Below are 19615 nucleotides of genomic sequence, written 5' to 3'. Positions count from 1 at the left end.
CTATGTTGCTACAGAGCCCTTAATGTTTCAACGAGTAGTAGATCTTTTCTGCTAGACCTTGCGAGATGCCCGGCACTTTTGCAATTTCTTCAATACTCGCATTCAGCAAGCCCTGCAGCCCCCCCATGTACTTTAACAGTATCTGGCGACGCTTTGGACCAACGCCTTCGATGGTTTCCAGGGTACTGGTATTCTTCACCTTCGCCCGCTTTTTGCGATGCCCGCTGATCGCATGATCGTGCGACTCGTCGCGAATATGCTGTATCACATGCAACGCGGGGGAATCAGGAGGCAGACTAAACCCTTCGCCTTCCGGCTCAAAAAACAACGTCTCAAGCCCTGCTTTGCGGTCGGTTCCTTTCGCTACGCCCAACAGCAGTGGATGGTGTTTATCCCACGGAACATCGAGTTCAGCAAAAACCGTTTTGGCCTGCCCTAACTGCCCTTTCCCGCCGTCGATCAAAATCACATCCGGAATTTTATTCTCTTCAATCGCCTTCCCGTAACGACGACGCAGCACCTGGTTCATTGCAGCGTAATCATCGCCGGGCGTGATACCAGTGATGTTGTAACGCCGGTATTCCGCACGCACAGGCCCGTTGGCATCAAATACCACACAGGACGCCACCGTCTGCTCACCCATGGTATGGCTAATATCAAAACATTCCATACGCTTCACCTCAGGCAGTTTTAGCAAGGTAGCCAGCGCCGTCAGCCGCTGGTTGACGGTCGACTGCTGCGATAATTTCGTGCTAAGCGCCGTCGCGGCATTGGTACGCGCCAGTTTCAGGTAGCGTGCACGATCGCCACGTGGTTTGGTCTGCACGTTTACTTTGCGTCCGGCAAGCCCCGACAATGAATCCGCCAAAAGCGTTTTGTCATTGAGGTTAAAATCCAGCAGGATCTCACCCGGCAGAGTGCGCATCTGGCTCCCCTGCAAGTAAAACTGCCCGACAAAGGTTTCCACCACCTCACCAAGCTCAGTACCATTCGGCACTTTGGGGAAATAACTGCGGCTGCCTAATACCTTGCCCTGGCGAATAAAGAGCACATGCACACAGGCCATGCCAGCATCGAATGCCACGCCAATCACGTCCAGATCGTCGCCGGTGTTTGAGACAAACTGTTTTTCGGTTACCCGGCGCACGGCCTGAATTTGATCGCGAATACGCGCTGCCTCTTCAAATTCCAGCGCCTGACTGGCTTTTTCCATTCGGGCAATCAGTTTCGTAAGCACCTGATCATCTTTACCTGCCAGGAACAGACGCACGTAATCCACCTGCTGCGCGTACTCCTCTTCGCTGACGAGGCCAGCCACGCAAGGGCCCAGGCAGCGACCAATCTGATATTGCAGACACGGCCGCGAGCGATTGCGATAGACACTATTTTCGCATTGGCGAACGGGGAAAATCTTTTGCAGGAGCGCCAGTGTCTCCCTCACCGCGTAGCCGTTTGGAAACGGGCCAAAATACTCCCCTTTGGCATGCTTCGCACCACGATGCATCGCCAGGCGCGGATGTGTGTCGCCGCTCAGGAAGATAAAAGGATAGGATTTATCATCGCGCAGTAATACGTTGTAACGCGGCTGGTAAAGTTTGATGTAGTTGTGTTCCAGCAATAATGCTTCCGTCTCGGTATGCGTTACCGTGACATCAATCTGCTGGATCTGCGCAACCAGCGCCTCTGTTTTTCGCGAGGCGAGATTGCTGCGAAAATAACTGGAGAGGCGCTTTTTAAGATCTTTTGCTTTGCCAACATAGATAACCGTACCGCCGGTGTCATACATACGGTAGACACCCGGTTTGCTGGTCACTGTTTTGAGAAAGGCTTTTGAATCGAAAACTTCATTCACTGACTTGCTAACGTCTCCGCATTGCACAGACCATGGCGAATCGCCAGGTGAGTCAGCTCCACGTCACCATGAATGTTCAATTTACTGAACATGCGATAGCGATAGCTGTTCACCGTTTTGGGGCTGAGATTCAGTTGCTCAGAGATCTCATTGACCTTCTGACCTTTAGTGATCATCAGCATAATCTGCAATTCACGTTCAGACAAACTATCAAACGGTGAGTCGGTTTTTTCCGGTTCAATCTGACTGAGAGCCATCTGCTGAGCAATATCAGACGCAATATATCGTTGTCCGGAATGGACGGAGCGAATCGCATTGACGACTTCTTGCGGTGCAGCGCCTTTGCTAAGATAACCTGACGCGCCAGCTTGCATCACTTTCGCAGGAAGCGGGTTTTCTGTATGGATGGTAAGCATGATGACTTTGGTGTCGATATTAGCGCGCGCAATCTTGCGTGTGGCTTCAAGGCCGCCGATGCCCGGCATGTTCATGTCCATCAACACAACGTCGACGGAATGTGCCCGGCACCATTTTACGGCATCCTCGCCGCAACAAACTTCGCCAGAAATTTTTATGCCTTTAATATCTTCGAGAATGCGTCGTATCCCTGCGCGCACCAGTTCGTGGTCATCAACAAGAAGTACGTTGATCAATGGAATATCTCCAGAAAAGGGATGACGCTGCTGCAAGCTAATTCTTCACATACTAACGGTTTTTGCCGCATTATTGAAAGTTAAAAAATGCCACTCATTCGATTTTGGTCTCGTTTTTGGAAATTAACCTGTACATTTTGTGGAAACTTTCTTAACCCGCGCCGCATCAGGTTTGCGTGTTTAAAAGTGCTTTTCGGAAAGTTGACGGAACGCACTTTTTTTATTCTGCCGGGGAAATAGAAGCGGTACTTTGTAACAATAATTAACCGACACTCTACCTCTATTAAACATATATTTTGCCTGCACTATTAAAATTAAATATTCTGTTAATGTTTAATTTAATAAACCAGATAACGCGTGCGCATAAAACAACCACTGCTATTTTTCCCCTGGCTTGTGGTATACTCCGCCGCTTTGACATTCACCGTCACGCTAAGCACGGTAACAGAACGAGGTAAATAAATGAGCACACCTGATTTTTCCACTGCTGATAATAACCAGGAACTGGCTCAGGAAGTCTCATGCCTGAAAACGATGATCACGCTGATGTTGCAGGCTATGGGGCAGGCTGATGCAGGTCGCGTCATCATTAAAATGGAAAAACAGATCGCGACGCTGGAAGATGAAGCCCAGGCTGCGGTGTTCACCAACACGGTGAAGCAGATCAAACAAGCTTATCGCCAGTAAGTGAATCCGGCTGGCAGCACAAAAGCTGGCAGCCGGTATACGTCTGGCACGCAGAACGAAGATGCAGATCAGATGATTCCCGTTGCCGCCGCATAACAGGCAATCTGTGTTTTATTCGGCGCGTTGAATTTTTTCTGCATGTTCTTTTGGTGAAAATTCACCGTATTCTCAGATATGGACAAAATCATAGCGATTTCGGCCGATGTCTTCCCTTCCGCTGTCCATTTCAGAATTTCTTTCTCGCGCTTACTGAATTTCATTTCCGGCGCAATGACCATATTGTCTCCCAGTCGGGAAAGCGTGATCAGGCTGTGTTGAATCAGTGTTTGCAGGCGCAACTCAATCTCTTCATCATGCTCTGGATGATGAAGAATACTCGAGCGAGACACGGACAAGAATCCCAGTGCATGGTTTGGCAGCATCAAACACTGCGTTATCCCTTTACGTAATCCAAAATCCCGTGCGGTATTCCATAATTCCGGTGTCTCGTGAAATAATTTGTCATTCCACGGTAAATGCCCGTGAAGGAAATTCTCTGGTTTAAGTACCGGATCAATCGCGAAATAATTTTCAGCCTGATAATGTGCCATCCAGGCATCCGGGTACGTGGTGTGGACATTGATTTTCGGGCGCGTAAACGGCACCGGATGACGAACACACAGTGCAAAAAAATCAAATTCAAGCAGCTGCGTTTGCTGCTTTAATGTTGAATAGACCTCTTCCTTGTCGGTTATCTCCTGAAAACGTAGCAGCATTTCCCTGCGCCACGAGAAAAAATCATTATCCTGCATACTGACCGATATCACCCCTGACAATAATAATCATTATTATGGATACATTAAATTAACACATAAATCTTTTTTATAAGTGTAAAATATCGGTATTAGCGGAAATCAGTAAAAATTTTCGCAGGTTATGGCGAGCCGTGAAGGCAGAAGCTACTGTTTTTGCGGGAAAATGCGGCGACGGAGAGTGGCTAAATAGCGTTATTTGCAATGCATATGCTTTAAAGTGCGCTAATAAATTTAGCTTAAGTTGATACAACTCACCGATTCGAAAAGCGAGTCGCTGCCGAATCGGTGAATCATTACTGCATCAGGAATTTTTCCAGAAATTGCTGTGTGCGTGGCTGCTGCGGATTCGCGAATAATGACTTCGCCGCACCCTGTTCGACAATGCGCCCCTGATCCATGAAGATGGCCCGGTCTGCGACATCTCGCGCAAAGCTCATTTCATGGGTAACAATGACCATCGTTCGTTTTTCCTGCGCCAGTTGCCTGATGGTATTGAGCACCTCTCCCACCAGCTCAGGATCCAACGCCGAGGTCGGTTCATCGAACAGGATGACATCCGGGCGCATCGCCAGCGCACGCGCAATCGCGACGCGCTGCTGTTGTCCGCCGGATAACCGCCGCGGATAACTGGTTTCTTTACCACTTAACCCTACTTTGGCCAGCAGCTCCCGCGCCCGTGCAGTCGCTTCATCCTTCGTTTCCCCTTTCACAATCACCGGCCCTTCGATGATGTTTTCCAGTACCGTGCGATGTGGAAAGAGATTGAAGTTCTGGAACACGAAACCTACATGCTGACGCAGCTGGCGAATCAGGTTTTTCTGTTGTCCCAACGGCTTTGCCATATCAATGGTCATATTGCCCACCCGAATCGTACCGCTCTCGGGCTGCTCCAGCAGGTTGATACTGCGCAATAGCGTGGTTTTTCCGGATCCGCTGGGGCCGATAATTGCCACCACTTCCCCTTGCGCCACCTCAAGATCGATACCGTGCAGCACCGTCTGGCCGTGGAATTGTTTCACCAGGTTTTTCACTTCGATAGCACTCATTTCGGATCGCGCTCCTGACGGTTCAACTGGTTTTCAAAATAGTTCTGCAACGCAGAGAGCACTGTCGCCATAACCCAATAAATCAGCGAAGCGGCAAGATACATCGTGAACACTTCCAGCGTACGCGAAGTGATCAGCTGCGCCTGACGGAACAGCTCCGGCACCTGAATCGTCGCCGCCAGCGAGGTGTCTTTCACCAGACTGATGAAGCTGTTAGAGAGCGGCGGCAACGCCACGCGCGCGGCTTGTGGCAGTATTGCGCGCCGTAACGTTTGCCACGGTGTCATGCCAATACTCGCGGCGGCTTCCCACTGCCCTTTATCGATAGACGAGATCGCCGCGCGCAATGTTTCCGAGGCGTAGGCGGCGGTATTGAGCGACAAACCGATCATCGCCGCCGGGATCGGATCCAGCTCAATGCCAAATTGCGGCAAGCCGTAGTAGATCATAAACAGCTGGGCGATAAGCGGCGTACCGCGAAAAATCGAGATGTAGACGCGTGCCAGCCAGCGTACAGGCAGCAGCGGCGACAAGCGCATCAACGCCAGTACAAACCCCAGCAGTAGGCCAAAGAACATGCCACCGATGCTCAGTTGCAGTGTAAATATCGCCCCTTTAAGCAGGAACGGCGCTGAGTCGAAAACCAGCTGTAGACTTTCTTGCATTATGGTTGTTCTGCCCGGAGATTAAACATGTGGGTGATAGGCAAACAGCGCCGGAGCGCCGCCGGTGTGGACAAACAAAATCGGGCCATCATCTTTAAAACGTTTCTGCTCAATTCCATCGATAAGACCCGCCATCGCCTTGCCGGTATACACCGGGTCGAGAAGAATACCTTCCAGCCGCGCCAGCAGTTTAACCGCTTCCATACCCTCATCATTAGGCTGGCCGTAGCCTGGCGCGAAATACTCATCCCAGAGGGTAATCTCTGCGCTGGCCTTCACGTCCAGCAGCTGTGCAACCTCCTGTTGCAGGGTTACCACTTTCGGTTTTTGGTCAGCAACACTGCGCGATACCGTCACACCGATGAGCTCGACTTCCGGCAGAAGTTGTTCCAGGCCAATCGCCAGGCCGGCGTGCGTTCCGGCACTGCCCGACGCCACCACAACCGAAGAAAGCCCTACGGCACCTTCACACTGCTGAGCGATTTCCAACGCGCTTTCTACATAACCCAATGCCCCCAGCGCGTTCGAGCCGCCAACCGGGATCACATATGGGCGAAACCCCTGCGCTTCGATACGCGTTGCCAGCTCATCCAGTTGGCGTTTGGGATCGGTCAGCGCGTCGCACATTTCGATTTGCGTGTTGAACAGGTCCAGCAGCAGACGGTTACCGTTGCTCAGATAATTTTCTGCGGTCGTGCCAATCGGATTCTCCAGCAGCGCCACACAGTGAAGCCCGAGCTTCGCTGCCACCGCCGCCGTCTGACGCACGTGGTTAGACTGAATAGCGCCTGCGGTAATCAACGTGTCAGCCCCCTCGCGCAGCGCATCTGCGGCGAGAAATTCCAGCTTACGCAGCTTATTACCGCCCATCGCTATGGGAGTCACATCATCGCGCTTTATAAAAATGTCACGACCGAGGAAATCAGAAAAACGCGGCAGGTATTCCAGCGGCGTCGGCGCGCCGATAAATTCCAGTCGGGGAAAACGGGTGAGATTTTGTAAGGACATTGATCCTCCGGTAGCGAGATAGGAATTGTTTTTATTATGCACGTATACCGCGCGTAAATAAAAAAGGCGCTGAATTTAGCGCCTTTTTCTTACGGAGAGATTACTTCGTTACATCTGCGCCGAACCATTTTTCCGATAGCGCTTTCAGAGTGCCGTCTTTCTGCATGTCGGCAATCGCCGCATCAATGGCTTTCAGCAGGTCTTCGTTACCTTTACGCAATGCGACACCCGCTTCCTGACGTGAGAAAGCATCCCCCGCAACGGCCAGCGTATTGTTGGTTTTTTTCACCAGATCGAGCGCGGCAAGACGGTCCACCAGAATGGCATCAATACGGCCTACGCGCAGATCCTGGTATTTTGTCGGATCATCATCGTAGGTACGGATATCCACGCCCTGCACGTTGGCGCGCAGCCACTCTTCATAGTTGGTACCCAGACCCACGCCCACTTTTTTACCTTTCAGATCGGCAGAGGATTTGATGCTCTCTTCATTGCCTTTTTTCACCAGTGCCTGAATACCCGAGACGGTGTAGGGGGTGGAGAAATCGTATTTTTTCTTACGTTCATCGGAGATAGTGACCTGGTTAATCACCACATCAATACGTTTTGAATCCAGCGACGCCAGCATGCCATCCCACTTGGTGGGTTTCAGCGCTGCTTTCACGCCCAAATGTTTCGCCAGCGCATCGGCAAATTCAACTTCAAAACCGGTAAGCTTGCCATCATCACCCTGAAAGCTGAACGGCGGGTAGGTGCCTTCCAGTCCAACCAGCAACGTGCCACGCTCTTTAACTTTATTCAGTAAATTTTCAGCGGCGAACGTTTTGACGCTCATCCCCGCAACCAGCGCGACTGCCATAACACCCATCAGCGCCTGACGACCCAAAAGTGCAAGTTTCATAGTGTCTCCGACCAGAAAATGAAGAGCGTAACGCACGGTACCTGAATCATTTTCAGGCACCTGTGCGTTACATTTTATTCATTTTTAATATATATCAGATCGAGCACCGACAGCGATCTTTTGCGCAACGTTAAAGCGTGCTTGTGCTTTAAATTGTGCGTACTTACGCAACGCGATACGGTAATTATTGGTACTGGTGGTGGGTAACCAGGGCTCCAGATTTTCATCAGGATACCCTTCGTCAAGAAGATCACGGGAGATATTAAGCTCACTTAAATGATTTCCCAGGCGGCGAAGACGGACAACGTATTCGCGCACCGTGCCATGGCTCATTTCAGTGTGATCGAAAAGGAATTGTTTAAATCCAATGATATCGAAGAAATCACTTTGCTCTTTGCAATGCAGGTCACCGCAGAATCGGCAGAGCGCTACCCATTCTTTTTGTTCCTGCAGCCAGGCAGCCTCATCCAGAAGCATATCCAGGCGTGATATTGCAATTTTGTTCACAATTTCGCCTCGACGCACCAGGGTGATGCGGTCGAGTAATTTGTGACAATGTGCGCAATGTGTTTGGCTGTGTTTAAAGTCTTTTAAATAGCGGCTTAATGGCCGTCTTTTAGGTTGCTGCACCGTCATGATAACTCCTGGTTGTCAATGCGTTGTGCGGCATTTTTCAGGGGCGATCCAGTACGGATAGTCTCACCAACCTATAACTTACCCAGCTTTGTACGTAAGCGCTTAATAGCCTGGCTATGCAATTGGCTAACCCGAGATTCTCCGACGTCAAGAACAGCGCCAATCTCTTTAAGATTAAGCTCTTCCTGATAATAAAGCGTCAGAACCAGTTGTTCGCGCTCCGGTAAGGATTCAATCGCTTCCATTACACGGTGACGCAAATTACTTTCCATTAACTGGAATAACGGGTTTTCCTGTTGATGATCGTCAGTCACAACTTCGATACTGTCACCGTGCTCTTCTCGCCATTCGTCATAGGAGAAAAGCTGGCTATTGTTGGTATCAAGCAGCATCTGACGGTATTCTTCAACCGGAACACCGAGGCGTTGTGCGACTTCTGTTTCGGTCGCATTACGTCCCAGCTCTTGCTCAAGTTGCCCCATAGCCTGTGCTACTTCGCGAGCGTTACGCCGGACACTGCGCGGTACCCAATCACGGCTGCGCAATTCATCCAGCATGGCCCCACGAATGCGCTGCACTGCGTAAGTGGTAAATGCCGTTCCTTGCAGAGCGTCGTATCGGTCAACTGCATTCAGTAACCCGATCCCGCCCGCCTGTAGCAGATCGTCCAGTTCCACACTCGCCGGCAAACGCACCTGCAGGCGCAATGCTTCGTGACGCACCAAAGGTACATAACGCTGCCACAGCGAGTGTTTATCCATTACACCTTCAGCGGTATACAGTGAATTCACGATAAACAGCCCTGCGTTAGTTTGAGTTATCGGCATGATTATCCGATTCTGTAGCACTTTTAATCGGATGAATAGTGGGTGAAATGGGGGGTTATTTGCAGGGTTGTGTATCAGAGTTCATCTCATACTGTAAATGTACACTCCCATCCGCCCGGGCGCCGCATGATCAATGTATTAATTTCACCTGCTGGTACAGAAATCGGTCGTGAGATTTGGCTATCGCTTCGTTATGAAAAAACGGTGAAGCTATTTCCAGCAAGCTCCCGTTGTAACAACCCAGCCCGTTATAATATTCGGGGGTCTTTTATATTGTCAGACACCAGAAATGCAGACTGGCAACAGGCCTGTCAGGCGCTCAATCTATTATACGACATCCCGTTTTACTTTCCTGCGTATGACGCAAATCACGTAGCCACCACGCGGCATCTGACTGAAAAAGAAGCAAAAAAATCAGTTGCAGGTAGACATTACGCTGGACCATTTTTTTATAAATTTCTTCCCCTGGTTAATACTCTGGGTATCATTTTCTCGTCTGTTAATGATACCCATATGGAAGTGACTGAATGTTGGCAGCTATTTATTAAACCAAACGGCAAAAGTCACTATCCCGGCGCGCGGACAATTAACGGCAAACACGCTTTAGAAATACAATTATGCGATAAGCATGGTTTGCCGATTCGGGCGAAGTGCTGTGGTTATGAATATCGGGTTAGTGGTTTTGTTCATGAAAAATATGGCAATACTTTTAACCAGCGTCTTTTTCAAAAAAGTATTCAAGGCGGATTATCGCTTTATTCGCCTTTTAAGTACGAACATCACAAAACGCCTGTTACCGTTATGCGCAAGCCAGCCGCTAAAGGTCAGCTTGTCAAACGGCGACGCACAGATTCTTTTTTGGGCAGAGCCAACCATGTAAGCCGCAATGATAAGATTACGGTGCATCGACATACAAACGTCATTTCACAAGAGTGGCATTGATGAACGATCCGGAAGGCTTTCAACAACAGGTATTTATACCTTGATGTCACTATGACAGACCTTATTCTCAAGGAATAATCATGAAAAAAAATGTCGTTTTCATTCACCTCGAAAGCCTTAATCAGGCGATATACAGCCGTCGCCAGTGGTTTCCATGCCTGAACAGCCTGACGCCGCATACATTACGCTTGAATAATTTTATCTCATCAGCGACATCATCGTTCATGGCCGTCAGTGATTTACTGCACGGTGATGACGACATCCTTGAGCATAATGTGAATTTTGAGATAGGACTGGTGCCGCGCCGTAAGTCGCCGTCCATGTTTGATGATCTGCATAATGCCGGTTACCGTACTGCAGGGCTGGGTTTCCCACAAAACGTGGTGAGTTTTGACATGATCTGGAGCGAGCGCGATCGCTTCAAATGGTATGACACTTCCAGCGAGATGCTACATACCGCCGAGTCTATTATTGCTGACCATTCCCAGCCTTTCGCGCTGTATATCTGGAACCTGTGTAGTCACCTGTGCTATCAGGACGGTTATAAAGGTGCCAGTGATAATAGTTTCATCCGCTGGCAACGTGGTTATGAGAGTATGGATAATACCGTGGGTGATATCCTGCGCCTGCTGATGAATCATAAACAGATGGAAAATACCACGCTGGTTATCTTTGGCGATCACGGCGACGATTTCTGGAACCACGGCCTTAATGGCGGATTTGCCCATGCCATCGAACCTTATACCTCTTTGGTTCATACACCGGCATTTATCTACGACAGCAACTATAAAGCACGTGATATCAATCATCTGGTTAGCATGATTGATCTGAAAAAAACGGTCTTTGATATGTTGAATATTCCGGTGACGGGTGAAGATAACCCGGCAAGCTTCTCAGCGCTTTCTGGTGACAGGAAATACAGTTACAGTCGAAATCTGTTTGCTGCCCAGACCGGTGAAACGCGCCATACCCCGCTTCGTAAAGGCTACTCTATTACCTCTGAACTTTTCCATCTGCTGTATGTGAATGGTGAGTACAAGATGTATGCGTGGCAAGCGGATAGTGCGAACCAGTTTAACCTCCTGGATTACCTTAAAACCGAAAACGGTAAGGCCTCCATCGATTATGAACGCCTTGGCGCAGGCAGGGCTGCTGGCGCGCACCCGCATGTCCAGTACTTTTTATATCCGGGTTGTGAAACGGTAATCGTTGAGGCGTTTGAAGAGATGTCATCCCTGTTACAACGATGGATTGCTGACAAAAACAGTCTGGTTGATTGAATATGGATATAAAAAAACCCATCGTAAAGATGGGTTTTTTATTATTAGCGCAGACGGGCAATCTCAATGATTTCGGTCGTCGAGATCGACGGTGTTCGCGGCAAATAAACGACCTCACACCACGGTTTAACCCAATCAAAACGCCCTTCCCAATCATCACCCATCACCAGCAAATCGGCATTTTTCATCTCGATATAGCGGGCTTTATCTTCCAGTGATTCTTCTATGAACACTTCGTCTACACAGCGCAATGCGCTGATAATTTTAACGCGGTCATCCTGGCTATAGAGCGGGTAGCGCTGCTTTTTTTTAAAACTCAGCGCGTCAGAAGAAACACCCACAATAAGATAATCGCCAAGTTGAGCGGCACGCTCAAGAATATTCACATGTCCAATATGAAAGACGTCAAAAGTACCGAAGGTGATCACTCTTTTCATATCATATACCCGGCAATACTAATTTAAAGTCACAGTGGTCAGGAGAGATAGAGTGTCCCAAACTTTTCTCGCGAATAAGATCGGTAATCATATCGACTTCATCAAGCGTCAATGTTGGGTAGATCGGTAAACAAAGCACCGAAGCAGATACTTTCTCAGCCACAGGCATCAGGCCCGGCTGTGCGCTGGGTAATCCGCGGTACATCGGGAACTCAGAAATCAGCGGATAGAAATAACGTCGGGTAAAAATATTATGCGGCTTGAGACTTTCATAGAGTTCATCTCGTGAGCAGGCAAAATTCTCATCGATAAATATCGGTGTATAAGCATAATTCCACTCGATATTTTGCGGTTTATCCAGGATCCGCAAGCCTTTAATACCTGCGAGTTTTTCGACGTAACGCTTATAGATTACTTCACGGTTGAGCAAAGCCTGATCGATATGTTGCAGCTGGAGCATACCAAAAGCGGCCTGGACTTCGTTCATTTTGCCGTTTATACCCGTCGCAACCACAGTAGTTTCATTTGCAAAGCCAAAGTTTTTCAGATCATCGATGCGTTTTTTCATTTTCGCATCCTGACAAATAATGGCGCCGCCTTCGACTGTATTAAAGACTTTCGTCGCGTGGAAACTGAGGATCGAGAGATCCCCATGGGTCAGGATGCTGCTGCCATTTTCTTTTACACCAAAGGCATGGGCCGCATCATAGATAACACGCAGATCGTACATATCAGCAATACGCTGAATCTCATCCACATTACACGGAATACCGTAGCAGTGGACGGGCAAAATCGCCGTCGTTTCCGGAGTAATCGCCGCTTCGATTTTACGCGGATCCATATTGCAGGTTTTCGGATCGATATCCACGAAAACCGGTTTTAACGAGTTCCAGAGGATGGTATGCGCCGTCGCCACGAAAGAGTACGGGGTGGTAATCACCTCCCCTTTTACTCTTAATGCCTGGAGTGCCGTTAACAGCGCCAGCGTACCGTTTGAAAATAGCGACAGATACTCAACACCCAAATATTTCGCCAGCGCCGCTTCAAATTGCTGATGAAACGGGCCTGAGTTGGTCAGATGTTTGCTTTGCCAGATCTGCTCCAGATAAGGAATAAACTCCTCAAGCGGCGGCAGTAACGGGCTGGTTACATAAATATTATCGCGCATGGATTTACTCCTGGCTCGCCTCGATATCTTTGATATCGAGAACAAAACTTTGTGGCTTCTTACCATCGCAGTAATTCTGCCAGATGGTACGGAGCAATTTTTCAAAGGTTCGCGAAGGATCAACAACATCGTTTTTCCGTTGCACAAAACGCTCACGCATATTTAAGCGGATGGAATTCAACTCTTCTTTTTTATCTATCCATGCCAGAGCATGCTCGATATAAGCTTCCTCATCTTTAACAAGGAATTGTTCAAGCTGATAAGCTTTGATGATCTCATTACCCTGGCGACCGGCCATCGTTCTTCCGCTCAGGGTGAGCATCGGAACCCCCATCCACACGGCGTTATTACTGGTGGTACCGCCGTCATACGGGAAAGTATCAAGCATAAGATCAATCTCAAGGTGCATACGCATATATTCTGCAAAATGCGTTTTTGCACGGAAAATAAGCTGATCGGATTTAACGCCCAGCGCCTCAAATTTCTCCCGCAAACGTGCGGAAACCTCTTCTGATGGCATATAACCAATTAACATTCTGGCATTAGGCGCAGCAGTCAGTATTTTGGCCCATGTGGCAACCACACCGTCGCTGATCTTTTTCGGTCTGTTAAGGCTGCCGAAGGTAAACACCCCATTAGAAAGAGCAGGCAATGGATTCACATCTGGCACGTTTTTCGGCGGCTCATACTGAACAGGCATTGGCATAAAGATCAGTTTTTCGGTGAACTGATCATCAAGCTCTCCGGGTTTCGCCATACCCGTGCCGCAAATATGATAATCCATTGCGATCAGGCCGGACGTGCAAGGATAACCAATCCAGCCAAGCGCAACCGGTGCTGGTTTCAGCGCAAACGTCGCAAGGCGGTTGTAACCTGTATGGCCGGAGAGATCGATAAGAATATCCACAGCATCTTCATTAACGATACGGGCGAGTTCCAGCGCACTCTTCGTAAAGACATTGCGCCATTTCGTTGATGTTTTCTCGAAATACTCACTCACATCGTCATAAATTGGCGAGGTGTTGTAGACATACAATTCATACTGTTCACGGTTGAAATTTGCCCAGTATGGTTTAAGGAACCAGGTCACCGGGTGATGGCAAAGATCGCCGGATACAAACCCGATACGCAACGGGCGTTGCGGATCTTTACTGCCTGACCAGTTAAAGCGCGTTTTCTGCTCTTTTGCCCATTTCTCCGTCAGACGGCCATAAACGCGGTGTTCTTCGAACAGCGCCGCTGGCTCTATGTTTGCGCTATGGGACAACGCAAAATTCAGACGGCTGTAATTACCCTGGTCTGACGGCATCAGTTTAATGGCTTTGCGAAGTAAACTGATAGACTCTTCTACCCGCAAATTTTCTGCCACTAACACTGCGAGGTTAGCGACCATACCCGCATTATTCGGCGTAATGGATAACGCTTTTTTATAGCAATATTCAGCACTGGCTACGGCTTCATAGTCAGAATACAGGCGACCCAACGCATCCCAGGCGAGCGCATTACGCGGATCTGCACGCAGAATGGCGCGCACCACGCGTCCTGTCAGCCAGTCTTGCTGCAAATGCCACAGCGCCACGGCCAGTTCGAAATAGATGTCCCAACTGACAGAGGTAATACTCAGCGTGCGGTTAATAGCGCCAATCGCTTTACCGTATTCGGAAGTACGGCTGTAGACGCGTGACAGTTCCAGCCATGCATTCGGATTCGCTTCCATCTTACTGACCACGTCCAGCGCCAGTTCTCTCGCTTTATCAAACTCACTGTTGAGAATAAGCGAATCAAGGCGATCAACGGTTTTATGGTCGACCGGCTGCGTATTCTTTTTATCAAGCGGGGTAGCGTCCGCACGCAGATTTGCCCCATCGAAGCCACCATTCTGCGGCGCGCTGGAGAAAAGAATGAGAGGCAGGATCGTGCCCGCCATTTCTGGTAGCGTGGCGACTTTGATTAATGACTGATAGTGCGCAATCCAGCTGGCAACGCTACCCGTCAATACCCCTTTACGACGCAAACCGTCTACCAGCTTGATGTCAGCAAACGCCAGATTATCTTTTTCCAGCACTGACACTTCCTGCGCGGTCAGTTCGACAGCTTCGTTCCAGAAGTTAAAGCCCGATTTTAATTGTTGGAAAGCCTGGCCAAAGATGGTGGTCAAATGCGGCGTTTTCTGTTCATTGTAAACAGACGGGATTCGCTGGAAATATAATCCAGCAGCACCCTGCATGAACAAGGCGCCCAATGAGAGCAAGAGCTTCTCTTCATGGTCTACTTTTTCGGTTTCCGGAGAGCGTGTATGGAATGCCAGTTGCTCAAAACTCATGCTCAGCGGCCATGCTTCGCCCAACGCATCCAGCACAGACAACGTGACCACATCATCGGTCGCAATAAAAGCACCGGACTCAGAACGCAGGCGATTATAAATCTTGCCGTTGCCATCAATTTCGCGACGGAAACTCGCTGCCCAATGGAAATCCCGCAAGCGGCTGAGATCGGGTTGGGCAGCAATGTCCTGCGCTGACTCAGCGACTGTAAGCAAACTAAAGCGCGAACGACGGTTAACAGAGAAATCGAGGTATTGCTGAACCAGCAATTTATCTTTGTGCGGACAAACGGCCTCTGAAAGTTCTGCCACCTTGTCGCCGTAATGCGCAGGGCACTCTTTCCAGGGGAAGAGATCGCCAACATAGCGTAGTCCGGAACGTGTCACGCTCTCATGGAAATCGACAAAGTAGCTGGCATTGTTCATACCGTGTAAATAACGCAAGGCGAAGGTTTCATCATCCATCGCCTCGGCTTCACTGATTAACTCTTGCAGCGCTTCACGAGCCGGGTGTTGACTCATGCCCAGCGAAAGCCAGGTTAATGCAGCACGGGCACTGCTTAAACGCAGTTCATCACTGTTCGCGTCGCGCGCATGCAGAGCGATTGCATCCTGAATAATCTGGCTTACACCCGCGCCTGGCTGGGTAAGCCACTCGGTCGCAACCACGCCCTGGGAGGTAAGATGCTGTTGGCAAAAGGCAAACAACGCTTCACGCGTCTGACTATCAAGCAGCGAGAAAATATTATGAATGATGATGTAATCAAACTGAACGCCAAGACCTGCAAGCAAATTTTCCAGATCCGTGCAAAACAGCTGGGTATTCTTAATTCCCGCTAATTTGAACTGCAGCTGCCCGGCTTCGATTTTCTCCGACGACAGGTCGATACCGATAATTTCGGCCTGCGGGTAAGCGAGAGCAAAAGGCATAAGATGCGAAGCATCGCCGCAACCAATATCCAGGATACGCGCGCGATCTGGCGCTGCGCCGTCAATACCATATAGCCAGGCGCTCGCCTGAATACGTGTTGCGCTGAGATAAGGAGCAACAGTGGTCGACTTAGGTATAGCGGAATTGACTGACGCTAAATTGAAATTTTGCGGTAAATCTAAAGAGAACACAGCGCTATCCTTTACAGTTTGGAAACCATTTTCCTCATCCTACCAGCGCGCTGTAGTGTCCATTGGCAGAGTAAACGTCAATAATGGGGGTAATTCTATCTATCAAAAAATGGGGCAAAAAGACGCAGCAAATACACTGCGTCACTCGCATCCGGAAATCAAAATTATCATATTAAATCAAATAGATAACATATCTTATAAGAATGTAGTTTTATTACTCCAGATAAAAATCGACGGCATCCACATCCAGCACCAGCACATCATCCAGTTGTGCAACATCCAGCCGCTCTGGAAAATAGTTATCAATAAATATTGCAGGCCCTTTGATATGCGTTGATTTTTTAACTGAGTCTTGCAAATGAATGATTTCATCAAACAACAGCGGTGAAATCGCCGCCTGATTTAATGTTTCGAGCGGTTTTTTCTCGTGGCGGGTAATTAAATGTAGTGATTTACCACGGGCCCGACTTTGATACAAAAAAGCCAGCACTACAGGGTTAGGTTGGTTTCGAATAATTAGCGTATCGTCCAGATCCACATAGACGCGCTGGTAATGCAATGTCGTTGCTGCGCGAGTGCGGATCGATCGTTCAATAAGCGTCACATGCGGCGTGACCAACGGAATCACATCTCTTCCCATAAAATCATGTAGCGCCATAAGCGGCAAATTAACACCGCGAGCGCGTTGGGCGACCATTGTCCCGGCGACGCGACATGACACTTCAAGTAATTTCCAGCGTTGGGCACTGTCTTGTTTCAACTGGAAAAACCAGGGACCTCTTAAGGTTAACCCGGCATTAATTTCGCGGGCGATAGCGGCAATCTCGTCGTCAAGAGCGACACTTTGCGAGCGCATCGTAATACCCGCCCTCACCCGTTCACGCGTACGCGGCCCCGCCCAGACGAGTTCGCCACGCCGGTTGGTAAAACAATCCACCGTCAGCTCGCGGCCGGGCAGATATTCAACAATCACGGGCATATCGCTACCGGCAATACTTTGCGCGAGTTGCTCCTCATTCGCCGCGAGTGCGATGCCATTCCCCCCCTGACCACAGTCAGGTTTGACAATGACCGGCCAGCTTTTTGGCGTTTCCCCCATAGCGTAGACATGCGGGATCCAGCTTGCGCCCGCAAAGCGCTGATATGTGAGACTTTTACGGCGAGCAATTCGTGTGGTTTCCCTGTCGCCATTAACGAGATAACAACCGGCTAAATCGTCCATTTCCGCCAATTTTTCGCATACCGTATCGTGAGTAGCAAAAATGATGTCAATTTTATGGGTAACCAGCATCTCTCTGAAATGAGAATCGAATTCCGGTGCACTGATAAAGGGAACATCGCCAATGTAATCCGCAAAATGAAAACGCCCGTGATCATCGCAGCTTGATGCGCCAATCAGGCGATTAATATGGAGCGAATAACGAAGCGATTGCGCGATCTCTCCTGCGTTTTCCGATCCGCAGGGGAAAACGAGCACATTCATTTTTTTCATTATCTTTATTCCTTAGCCTCATCCGTAACCACAGACCTGACAATCTCACTAAGCTGCTGGATGTCCTCTTCGCTATAACGTTGGTCGCACGGCAAGGGGATCATGTAATTGACAAAGTTCGCCTCGACACTGTCAGGCTCGACACGTTCAAGAACTTCGTGCCAGTAGGTGGCGACAAATACGCCTCGGGCAATCAGCGCCTGACGTAATGCTTTTGTCGGGTAGAAAAACGGGTAACAAAATGGCCCCGTGACCGGAGCCTCTGCAAAGCGAAATGCATTGAGAGCGCCAAGCGATTCACTTAGCAGAGCATAATTCCGCTCACGGACCGTTCTGATACGTTCGTAATCCACTGAACGCAAGATGCGCTCCGTCAATGCGGACATTTTCCTTGCCGTGATGTTATTAAGCGCTGACTCCGCCTGCTGAAAATCGGCATAACCGGCAGAAGTGCCGTGTTCGTGCTGCACCAGAAGATGTGCAAAATGGTGTAGCGATTCCCGATCCTGAATCTCAGGAAACGGTAACTCAATCTGTGTCTGCAAAAATCCGCCATCAGCAACGCCAAAGAATTTCCGCGGTGAATAGAGATTGGCCAACGCCGGATACTGTTGCTGATAAAATGCCTGAGAGTGATCGAAGATGATCCGATGAGCGGGGATCATTCGCGAAAGTTTTTCTTTCTGCTCCCCACCCTGCCCCAGGTAATCAACATAAAGAAGGCAATCCTCTTTTTCAAACGGCATAGCGAACAACGGCAGGTAATCGTCCGTGAGTCTGTACCAGACAATGTCTATTCTCGCTGCAACAACCGCATCAATCACACTCTGGCAAATCAGCCTGGGTAACCAGAGACGTTGCGGCTGCACACATTCTAAAAGATGATAAAGGGCACCGCGCGCAGAGTGGTACGCTCTGGCACGCGGGTAATAATGTGCGCCGGCAGGAGGTAATTCTAACGGGAAGTAACCACCGAATGTTTTATTTGCCATTCTGAATTCAGTCAACGTAGCTAAAATTCTTCAACGCCTGCCTCACCTGCTCAGGCTCACAATGCATCAGAACATCAATCATCGAAAGATAAGGCACGAAATCATGCGCGCCTTGTGAATACACGGTATTGTTGGCCTGCAAAAAACGGAGCGTAATACCGTGTTGCGCAAAATTTTTCGCACTGTATAAATGACGTCCTCCGGTACTGTTGACATACCGCTCGCCTTCCAGCGCTTTGCAAATACCGATGACCTTGTTCTCAGCATTTTCATTACGATCATAAGTCAGGCTGGAGGATCGTACTATGTTTTGCTCCAGTCCAAGGTAACCGGATACGCCGTCAATCGCGACCCGACAGCATGCGGTAATATCGCGATCTTTATTCCATAACGCTTTTTCCACCAGCGGCATGACGTCGCTAAAAAAAGGGGCTTTGCGATAACTTTGCTCAAGGGTCCGTGCGATCTTCTCAACCTGCAAAGAGAACGTCAGTTCACCAATTCGCTTGAACGACGATGCGGAGGGTACAGGTAGCGTAAATCTCTGCGCCTGCCCATCAACAAGAATGCTGTTGCGATTGATATATCCCTGCTTGATAAAGTTGGCATCGTCGTAGAGCACGAAGACGTCTGACTGGTAGATAAGCTGGAAGTACCCTATCCATGGGAAAAAATAGGGCTGCATTATGGCTACGTTCATCTTCCTTTATCCTTAGTCATACTGCCAACGTGCGAAAGAAAAATTATCGTAACACTGTGATGCTTTCACCATAGAGGAAAAAGGCAGAGG

At 49.1% G+C, this 19615-nt stretch carries 19 protein-coding genes; 4 read left to right on the top strand and 15 right to left on the bottom strand.

Annotated features, from left to right (window positions below):
* Positions 1-19 precede the first annotated feature (19 nt).
* Positions 20-1852: an excinuclease ABC subunit UvrC gene (gene uvrC, locus L2097_RS03365; RefSeq protein ID WP_047369805.1), complete on the bottom strand. Its 1833-nt coding sequence runs from the start codon at positions 1850-1852 to the stop codon at positions 20-22.
* Positions 1849-2505 (bottom strand): UvrY/SirA/GacA family response regulator transcription factor, encoded by a 657-nt coding sequence (uvrY, locus tag L2097_RS03360; protein WP_047369804.1) that lies wholly within the window; start codon positions 2503-2505, stop codon positions 1849-1851. Before uvrY ends, uvrC begins: the two co-directional genes overlap by 4 nt.
* A gap of 357 nt (positions 2506-2862) precedes the next feature.
* Between uvrY and L2097_RS25840 the strand changes: the two genes are divergently transcribed.
* Together L2097_RS25840 and L2097_RS03355 are read left to right on the top strand one after the other, a co-directional pair.
* Complete coding sequence (locus L2097_RS25840) at positions 2863-2967, top strand: hypothetical protein (protein WP_425503146.1); 105 nt, start codon at positions 2863-2865, stop codon at positions 2965-2967.
* Positions 2968-3192 carry a DUF2594 family protein gene (locus L2097_RS03355; protein ID WP_047369803.1) on the top strand — a complete coding sequence of 75 codons (225 nt, stop codon included), beginning with the start codon at positions 2968-2970 and terminating at the stop codon, positions 3190-3192.
* A gap of 68 nt (positions 3193-3260) precedes the next feature.
* Here the strand turns inward: L2097_RS03355 and sdiA are convergent, their stop codons facing one another.
* The 7 genes from sdiA to L2097_RS03320 form a co-directional block, all read right to left on the bottom strand.
* Positions 3261-3983: a quorum-sensing transcriptional regulator SdiA gene (gene sdiA / locus L2097_RS03350; RefSeq protein ID WP_047369802.1), complete on the bottom strand. Its 723-nt coding sequence runs from the start codon at positions 3981-3983 to the stop codon at positions 3261-3263.
* A gap of 296 nt (positions 3984-4279) precedes the next feature.
* Positions 4280-5032, bottom strand: coding sequence for an L-cystine ABC transporter ATP-binding protein TcyN (gene tcyN / locus L2097_RS03345; protein ID WP_085007056.1), 753 nt, complete (start codon positions 5030-5032; stop codon positions 4280-4282).
* Positions 5029-5697 (bottom strand): cystine ABC transporter permease, encoded by a 669-nt coding sequence (gene tcyL, locus L2097_RS03340; RefSeq protein ID WP_047369800.1) that lies wholly within the window; start codon positions 5695-5697, stop codon positions 5029-5031. The genes tcyN and tcyL overlap by 4 nt, the downstream gene beginning before the upstream one ends.
* A gap of 21 nt (positions 5698-5718) precedes the next feature.
* On the bottom strand, positions 5719-6705 hold the full coding sequence (dcyD, locus tag L2097_RS03335; protein WP_250352117.1) for a D-cysteine desulfhydrase: 987 nt from the start codon (positions 6703-6705) through the stop codon (positions 5719-5721).
* Between the two features lie 100 nt (positions 6706-6805).
* Positions 6806-7606: a cystine ABC transporter substrate-binding protein gene (gene tcyJ / locus L2097_RS03330; RefSeq protein ID WP_047369798.1), complete on the bottom strand. Its 801-nt coding sequence runs from the start codon at positions 7604-7606 to the stop codon at positions 6806-6808.
* Between the two features lie 84 nt (positions 7607-7690).
* On the bottom strand, positions 7691-8242 hold the full coding sequence (gene fliZ / locus L2097_RS03325) for a flagella biosynthesis regulatory protein FliZ (RefSeq protein WP_047369797.1): 552 nt from the start codon (positions 8240-8242) through the stop codon (positions 7691-7693).
* A 71-nt stretch (positions 8243-8313) separates the two neighbouring features.
* Positions 8314-9033 (bottom strand): RNA polymerase sigma factor FliA, encoded by a 720-nt coding sequence (locus L2097_RS03320; protein ID WP_041852034.1) that lies wholly within the window; start codon positions 9031-9033, stop codon positions 8314-8316.
* Positions 9034-9195: 162 nt separating this feature from the next.
* Here L2097_RS03320 and L2097_RS03315 point away from each other — a divergent pair, with 162 nt between their 5' ends.
* Both L2097_RS03315 and L2097_RS03310 read left to right on the top strand, forming a co-directional pair.
* Positions 9196-10011, top strand: coding sequence for a hypothetical protein (locus L2097_RS03315; protein WP_250352116.1), 816 nt, complete (start codon positions 9196-9198; stop codon positions 10009-10011).
* Between the two features lie 80 nt (positions 10012-10091).
* Positions 10092-11291, top strand: coding sequence for a sulfatase-like hydrolase/transferase (locus tag L2097_RS03310; protein ID WP_085007054.1), 1200 nt, complete (start codon positions 10092-10094; stop codon positions 11289-11291).
* A 44-nt stretch (positions 11292-11335) separates the two neighbouring features.
* Here L2097_RS03310 and L2097_RS03305 read toward each other — a convergent pair whose 3' ends face one another.
* From L2097_RS03305 to L2097_RS03280, 6 genes are all read right to left on the bottom strand, one after another.
* A complete protein-coding gene (locus L2097_RS03305) occupies positions 11336-11728 on the bottom strand; it encodes an FAD synthase family protein (protein WP_085007053.1) in 393 nt (130 codons plus the stop codon).
* Position 11729: 1 nt separating this feature from the next.
* Entirely contained in the window at positions 11730-12896 is a 1167-nt protein-coding gene (locus L2097_RS03300) for a DegT/DnrJ/EryC1/StrS family aminotransferase (protein ID WP_250352115.1), read from the bottom strand.
* A 4-nt stretch (positions 12897-12900) separates the two neighbouring features.
* Positions 12901-16341, bottom strand: a complete 3441-nt coding sequence (locus L2097_RS03295) for an O-linked N-acetylglucosamine transferase family protein (protein ID WP_250352114.1) — start codon at positions 16339-16341, stop codon at positions 12901-12903.
* A gap of 214 nt (positions 16342-16555) precedes the next feature.
* A complete protein-coding gene (locus L2097_RS03290) occupies positions 16556-17833 on the bottom strand; it encodes an ATP-grasp domain-containing protein (protein ID WP_250352113.1) in 1278 nt (425 codons plus the stop codon).
* A 5-nt stretch (positions 17834-17838) separates the two neighbouring features.
* Positions 17839-18825, bottom strand: coding sequence for a hypothetical protein (locus L2097_RS03285; protein ID WP_250352112.1), 987 nt, complete (start codon positions 18823-18825; stop codon positions 17839-17841).
* 7 nt (positions 18826-18832) lie between these two features.
* On the bottom strand, positions 18833-19525 hold the full coding sequence (locus L2097_RS03280) for a WbqC family protein (RefSeq protein ID WP_085007048.1): 693 nt from the start codon (positions 19523-19525) through the stop codon (positions 18833-18835).
* Between the last annotated feature and the right edge of the window lie 90 nt (positions 19526-19615).

Source organism: Citrobacter sp. MNAZ 1397 (genome assembly GCF_023613995.1).
GTDB lineage: Bacteria > Pseudomonadota > Gammaproteobacteria > Enterobacterales > Enterobacteriaceae > Phytobacter > Phytobacter ursingii.
Note: the sequence above shows the minus strand (reverse complement) of the source record. Positions and strands in the feature narration are given on the sequence as shown.